4 protein-coding genes are annotated in these 6,846 nt (G+C 37.8%); 1 reads left to right on the top strand and 3 read right to left on the bottom strand.

The annotated features are described in order from the left end of the window. From AAC037_RS16850 to AAC037_RS16840, 3 genes are all read right to left on the bottom strand, one after another. Positions 1 to 1,388: MFS transporter (locus AAC037_RS16850; RefSeq protein WP_339904189.1), on the bottom strand; the 1,388-nt coding region annotated here is incomplete at its 3' end. Positions 1,389 to 1,397: 9 nt separating this feature from the next. Beyond that, positions 1,398 to 2,858: a sucrose phosphorylase gene (gtfA, locus tag AAC037_RS16845; RefSeq protein ID WP_339904187.1), complete on the bottom strand. Its 1,461-nt coding sequence runs from the start codon at positions 2,856 to 2,858 to the stop codon at positions 1,398 to 1,400. 59 nt (positions 2,859 to 2,917) lie between these two features. Beyond that, complete coding sequence (locus tag AAC037_RS16840; protein ID WP_339904185.1) at positions 2,918 to 5,602, bottom strand: TonB-dependent receptor; 2,685 nt, start codon at positions 5,600 to 5,602, stop codon at positions 2,918 to 2,920. Between the two features lie 251 nt (positions 5,603 to 5,853). Here AAC037_RS16840 and AAC037_RS16835 point away from each other — a divergent pair. Further along, a partial coding sequence (locus AAC037_RS16835) for a LacI family DNA-binding transcriptional regulator (RefSeq protein WP_339904183.1) occupies positions 5,854 to 6,846 on the top strand: 993 nt, incomplete at its 3' end.

Raw genomic sequence — 6,846 nt, 5'->3', positions numbered from 1 at the left:
ACCATAAATGATCCTCCTGCAAAGAGGATGGCATTAATAGGGTTATCGTTTAGCAAATTCTGAATGATAGGGCCAAAGGTTAAGGTTTGGATAAACATAGGCACAACGATCATCATATTTACAATCCCCATATACACCCCTCTTCTTTCTTGTGGAATAACTTTAGACACCATAGAGTAAGGCACTCCCATAATAGTAGCCCAACCGATTCCCAATAAAACCATGGGAAGAAGCAATAAAATTTCATCCTGAATAAATGGTAGTACTAACATGGCTATACCTGTTAGAAATAGGCTAGTAACGTATACAAAATTATTACCGAATCGAGCTGCAAAGGGCACAAGAGCCAGGGCCACAATCATGGTAACCAGATTATAAGTCCCGTTCATCAGACCGGTCTGTGCCAATGCCTGTTCAGACAATCGCTGTATTCTTTCAGCAAATTCTAAATCAGCCGGACTTACAACCGAGCCACTCATGCACAGCGCTTTGATCGTTTCAAATTTTAATATATCATTATTGCTAATTCCATATATAGAGGTCCTCAACATCGGTGTAATGAATTGCCAGTAGATAAACAAGGCATACCACTGAAATAAATAGACTACAGATAATGTTTTCAACAATTTTGGCATATCGGCAATTGCCTCAATAATTTCCAAAATAGGAGCAGTTGCTTTTTTTAAAAAAGGTATGTCCTTGTTGCGTTTCAATATCTCCAGCTCTTTTTCAGAGGGAGGGATTTCAGGGGTCTTGATTACTGACCAAAAAATGGTACCCAATGAAGCAGCTGCCCCTAGGAAGAAAGAATAATACACCCAAATTGGGATACCAGAAGCCATAGCTGAGGAAGGGTCACAAATTCCCGTACTTGTTTCATTATGGGAAAACCAGATCTGAAACAAAAATATAGAGAAGTTGGCAATTGTGATTCCTGCGCCTACGAAAAGACTTTGCATTTGAAAACCAAACGTCAGTTGCTCGTCAGGTAACTTATCAGCCACCAGAGCCCTGTAAGGTTCCATGGCTGTATTGTTCCCAACATCAAGTATCCAAAGTAAGCCTACTGCAAACCATAGCTCTGAACTGTAAGGGAAAGCAAACAAACTAAGGCTTGCTATAATCGCACCTATCATAAAGAAAGGCTTTCTTCGGCCCCAGCCAGGCACCCAGGTTTTGTCAGAAATGGCTCCTATTATAGGTTGGATGATCAGTCCCGTTACAGGACCTGCCAAATTCAATAATGGAAGCTGGGCATGGTCTGCTCCTAAAAATGAAAAAATAGGGTTGACCGCTGTTTGTTGAAGTCCGAAACTAAACTGGATACCAAAGAATCCGAGATTCATGTTCCAAATCTGCCAAAACGATAATTTGATTTTATTGCTCATTGGCTTGTTCTAGAATGGTTCAAACATAGAGGTACCCTTGCTGTCCGAATAATTTATTCTGAATAAATCCTCTTCGAAATCAACAATAAGCGTTGAATTGAACTCACCATTAACCCAGGTCAAGATAAGGACATCGGAATCACTTTTTTCAATAATAAAATCACCATTAAAGGAAGGGTGGTTGTTTCTAAATTTCATTATCTTAATCATGGATTTGACAACATCTCGTTCCAAACCACCCTTTATTTCCTCATCTCCATAATAGTGTCTATTAATATCACGGCCTACTTTTGTTTTTCTCAGCAGCTCCATGTCATTTTCTCCGGCAAGTAATCCCATATAGTAAACTTGAGGTATACCTGGGCAGAAAAACTGAATGGCCCTTGCAATCAAATAGTCCTTATCGTTTTTACCGAGTGCATCATAAAAGGTACAATTGACCTGATAAAGGTCAAGATTAGACGCTGCTTCTCCGGTTGCTTCAAGGCTTTGTCCATTGGCATTTTTATGAATACTTTGAACCAAAAGATCAACATCTTCATCAGTCAATAACCCTGGTTGACCATTACTCCCGGTAACATCTATCACACCTATCCCATCATGTGTGTCCAGCACCGTCACACAATTTCTAGGGCTTATTTCCAACCAGTTTTTTAATTCAGTAAATCTTTTACTTCTAATACTATGAAGCACTAAAGGAGGCAAGGCAAAATCATAGACAAAATCAACTTTCTGAGCAATCTTAATCTGTTCTCGATAATAAGAATGAATTTCCACCAATACTTCCATTCCTAAATGTTTGGCCTTTCCTGCAAGTTTATCAAGAAACTCATAGGTTTCTGGAAGCATAAAACAAGAAGTACCAGCCTTCTTAATTGCATATCCAGCAGCATCCAATCTGATCATCTTAATACCAGCCTGACTAAATTTTTCAAGTATAGAGTTCAAATAGTTTTCTCCCAATGGATGCAAAACATCTATATCCAATTGGTTACTTGTAAAAGTAGTCCATAAATTAATTATTTCACCATTAGCAATTGTTTTTTTTGTAAAAGGCGTACTAGGTCTAGGCCTGTAAATTGCCTCAATATCCTCCACCGAAGCCCCCTTAGGAAATACTTTTTCTTTGGTCAAGAACAAATCAAAAAATGGGGAATCAACACCTTTTTCTTCCACATCTTTAAACTCCTTAGATTGGGCAGAAACGTGGTTTACGATAATATCTCCCAAAACATCAAAATCTGCACCTATTTTGGAAACATCCTCCCATGAACCAATCCTCTCGTCTACCCTTGTGTGATCAATTGGGTCATACCCGGCATCTGCACCGTCAATTGGGAAATAAAAAGGCAATAAATGAACCCCTCCAAATGCATCTTTAAATTCGTTCTTAAGTAATTTATGGATTCCTTTTAATCCATTGTCGCCAAGCCTATTGGCATAGGTTATTAGTTGTATCTGGTTTTTCACGATCTAATTCTCTAGATTGAAAAGGGCAGTCATTTCTGACCACCCCCCCAATCATATGCCTAAAATTTAAACTTACGTGCAACAGAGGTTGTGCGGCCATTGATGGATCTGGCACGAATCACATTCGTAACTCCATCTCTAATAGACCCTTCTTCTGACTCTGTCAATCCAAATGCATTGAACAAGTTATTGGAGTTAACACCAATCGAAAGTCCTTCAACGATATCATAGTAAGCGAAAGCATTCACTTGCGTATATCCCGGCATTACCAAATCGTTGTTATCTTGTGCATACATATCAGTAGTACCTATAAGGTTAAATCCTACTGTACCCTTTTTAAAATTATAAGATGGTGTTAGATAATAGATAAAATCTGCTTGTCTCCTTGGGGTATTCCCTTCTATTTCAGGGTTTAATTTATCTTTTGAAATTTCAGCGTTGGTCCATGTAACACTACCTCTCACATCAAACTTACCGAATCTTGCTGCTGTTTCTAGTTCAAGTCCTAAAGCTGTATACTCTCTGTCAAAAAACTGTTGAGTAGTTGCTTCAAAATTTTGTTCCTCGAGATTCGAATAAAATGCTGTTCCAAAAATTCCAATTTTAGGTGATTTATATTTGAAGCCGGCTTCCATTTGCGTAACCATATCTGAATTTAATCCACCTACAGCAGATCCGTCAGCGGCTATTCCTGGTCCAAACAATAACCTGTCTGCATTGGCCCTGCCCCCACGGCTATACCGAGCAAAAGCTGCCTGACTATCTGAGATTTTGTAATTTAAACCTAAAGAGTAAGAAAGGTAACTCCAATCGTAATTAATGGGGTTTGCATTTGCATTATCTACTGAAGAAACGCTTTGCTCCGGCACTGAAATCATTCCATCTCGGTTCATATCTATAGCAGATTGTACAGCACCTGCATAGGTACCAAAAGCGCTACCATAATCATATCTTAAACCTGCATCTACAGAAAGATCTCCGAATTCAAAACTGGTATTTACGTAAGGTGCATTTACATCATAAACTGCATCATAATTTCTGGTACAGCAGTTGTCCCAAAAAGGAACCCCATAAGCAATAAGGCCATTTTCTGTAAAGGTGGTGTTGCCATCTGCACTTGAAACGTCCAATAAAGCTGCATTTGTGGAATTAACTTCCATTAAGTAAGAATTCCACAGCCATGACATATTGATATGCTGGATGCCTTTATAAAAACCAAAAGTGAAGTTTACATTGTCCATTTCCTTTGACAATTGTAAATCATTGGAAAAGTTATTGAAATTATTAAAGTCCACATCAAAAAGGTGAATTCTCATAGCCAGACCATTACCATTCAAAGCAGATGGATTATTTATGACATTTCCTGCATTTGGGCCATTTGCATAACTCAAGACCGAATTATCTCCACCAATTGAATTAGCCATTGACTGGGCATCTGCAACTTCTGAAGGGAATGGAGACACAAAACGCCCCGTATTAAATTGTTGTCTGAATTTATTGACAATGGACCAATCATTACCTAGGTAAAAGTTAAACTCTCCGCCAATCGCAGTGGATATAGGATTCATACCTTCCTGAATACTACTTCTCCTTAAGTTCCCATCTGCTCCCATACTCAAGTTGGTCATTAAATAGGGTGAATGAGGAGTTCCACTTAATGCGTTGAAATTATTGACATTCCCTAATACAGGAGAGCTATTTGACCCTGTTACCTGAACAGGCATCGGAAGATATCCTATAGACCTGTCATTGAGATGCTTGAAATACAGTCTAACAAAACCTTTATCAAATTTCTTGGTCAAATTAGCTTTAATTTGTCCCCCTGAATTTGCATTGTATCCTGCATCTCTTGGACCTTCTCCTTGTCTCCAAAACCCTCCAATGTGGAAGTTCATGTCTTCTCCAATTGGAGCACCATATTCGAAATCAGTCCTAAAAGTATTATAGTCCATCCCTACTGTGGTTCCAACAGAACCTCCTTCAACTTTACCTGATTTACTAATAAAGTTGATGACACCTGCAGGAGAATTACTTGAGAGTACTGATGCAGAACCTCCCCTTAAAGCTTCAATTCTATCAATCGTATTATCTGCCCTTAAAAATATATCAGCATTCCCAAACGAAATATCTCCAAACTGCATCACTGGAAGTCCGTCTTCATGTAATTGCAAGAATTTAGCACCTCCTGTAGCAATAGGTATTCCTCGGACAGTAATATTTGCATTTCCTTCTCCTCCTGTTGCCTCTGTTTTCACTCCAGGTAAATTTCTGAAAATTTCTGCAGTGGATCTGGGTGCTGCCTGATTAAATTGGTCTGTCCTTATAGAACTTACAGAAATACTTGATTCAATGGCGGTTTTAGGATCTGTATTACCTGTTACGATGACTACATCCAAACCGACAAGGTCTGCACTCATCTGGAAATCTCTGGAAATATCACCTTGTCCTAAAACTACAGGTTCCTCAATAGTTGAAAACCCTAAAAAAGAAACCTTCAAGATATGCTCCCCTTCTAAATTTGTTTCCAAATTGTATTTCCCATCAAAGTCTGAAATTGCTCCAAGAGAAGTGCCTTCCAAACTTACAAGGGCGCCAATAATAGCTTCTCCGGTTTGCTCATCAGTAATAGTTCCTGAAAGTTTTGTGGAAGTTTGAGCAAAAGCATTAAAATCATTAAAGAAAAATATTAATGCTCCTATGGCAATGGTAAGTGTTTTTGTAATATTATTTCGTAATAGTTTCATGATTGGGTTATTATTTAAGTAATCGACTTGAATAATTATCAAACTGATAATGGAATAATACTCTGGCCAAATATTATTTACACCCCAAACATGAAAAACATTTGTTTAACAGTCAATAGTGAGTAATTTTATGAAATTACGAAACCGATTACGTAATCGATTTCGGTTTCAAATAAATTTTAATTTATAATCTTTCTAAATAAAAACCGACTCTTTTTTTATGAATTCACTCTTTACTTTACCCTATATTTATGCCTAAAATCCGTGTAACTCTGAAAACAATAGCCTCTAAATTAGGTGTTTCTGTGCCTACTGTTTCCCGCGCACTAAAGGATTATCCAGACATTAGCAAGGAAACGAAAACTGCTGTACTAAAACTTGTAGATGAACTCAATTATATCCCCAATAACCTGGCACTAAATTTACGCAAAAACAAATCCAACATTATTGGAGTAATTATACCCGAGGTGGTTCACTTTTTCTTTTCAAGCGTGATTAAAGGAATAATGCAATCAGCCGAAGAGCAAGGCTACTCAGTATTGCTCACTCAATCTCAAGAATTATTAAACCTTGAAAAGAAACATGCAAAACTACTTTTCTCATCACACGTAGATGGGTTGTTGGTGTGTCTTTCTGATGAAACCAAATCCTTTGATCATTTTAAAATTTTTAAAGAGTTCAATATCCCATTAGTTTTGTTTGACAAAGTACTCGACACTGAAACAATAAGTAAGGTGGTTATTAACGACAAAGAAGGCGCTTTTCAAGCCACCGAACATCTGATTCATCAGGATTGTTCAAAAATTCTTTTTCTAAAAGGCCCGAAAGATCCTCTTAATACAATAGAGCGTTTCAATGGCTATAAAGAGGCCCTTAATAAATACAACATCCCGCTAAACACTTCCTATATCAAGAGCTGTCCCCACATTACCAGACATGAAGCTTACAAGCTTGTAGATCGAGTAATTAAAAGCAAACAAACTTTTGACGGAATTTTTGGGGTTAGTGATATTTTATCTATAGGAGCATTAGGGGCCTGCCAAGACAATGGAATTAAAGTCCCGGAAGAAGTTTGCATAGTTGGCTTTAGTGATTCTGAAATGTGTGAGATTTCCAGACCCCAACTAAGTTCCGTCTATCAACCTGGATTTGAAATTGGTGAAAAATCAGCTCAAAAATTAATACAGGAAATTCAATTAATTGAAAGTGGCGGGGAATATAGACCAGAACATATCACATTAAAG

The organism is uncultured Cyclobacterium sp. (assembly GCF_963976465.1).
Classification (GTDB): domain Bacteria; phylum Bacteroidota; class Bacteroidia; order Cytophagales; family Cyclobacteriaceae; genus Cyclobacterium.
The sequence above is the reverse complement of the archived record's forward strand: the minus strand, read 5'-3'. Positions and strand labels throughout refer to the sequence as shown.

What these genes read in the sequence shown, in the direction of transcription:
- AAC037_RS16840 (WP_339904185.1), bottom strand. Translation starts at nt 5,602, where the DNA reads ATGAAACTATTACGAAATAATATTACAAAAACACTTACCATTGCCATA.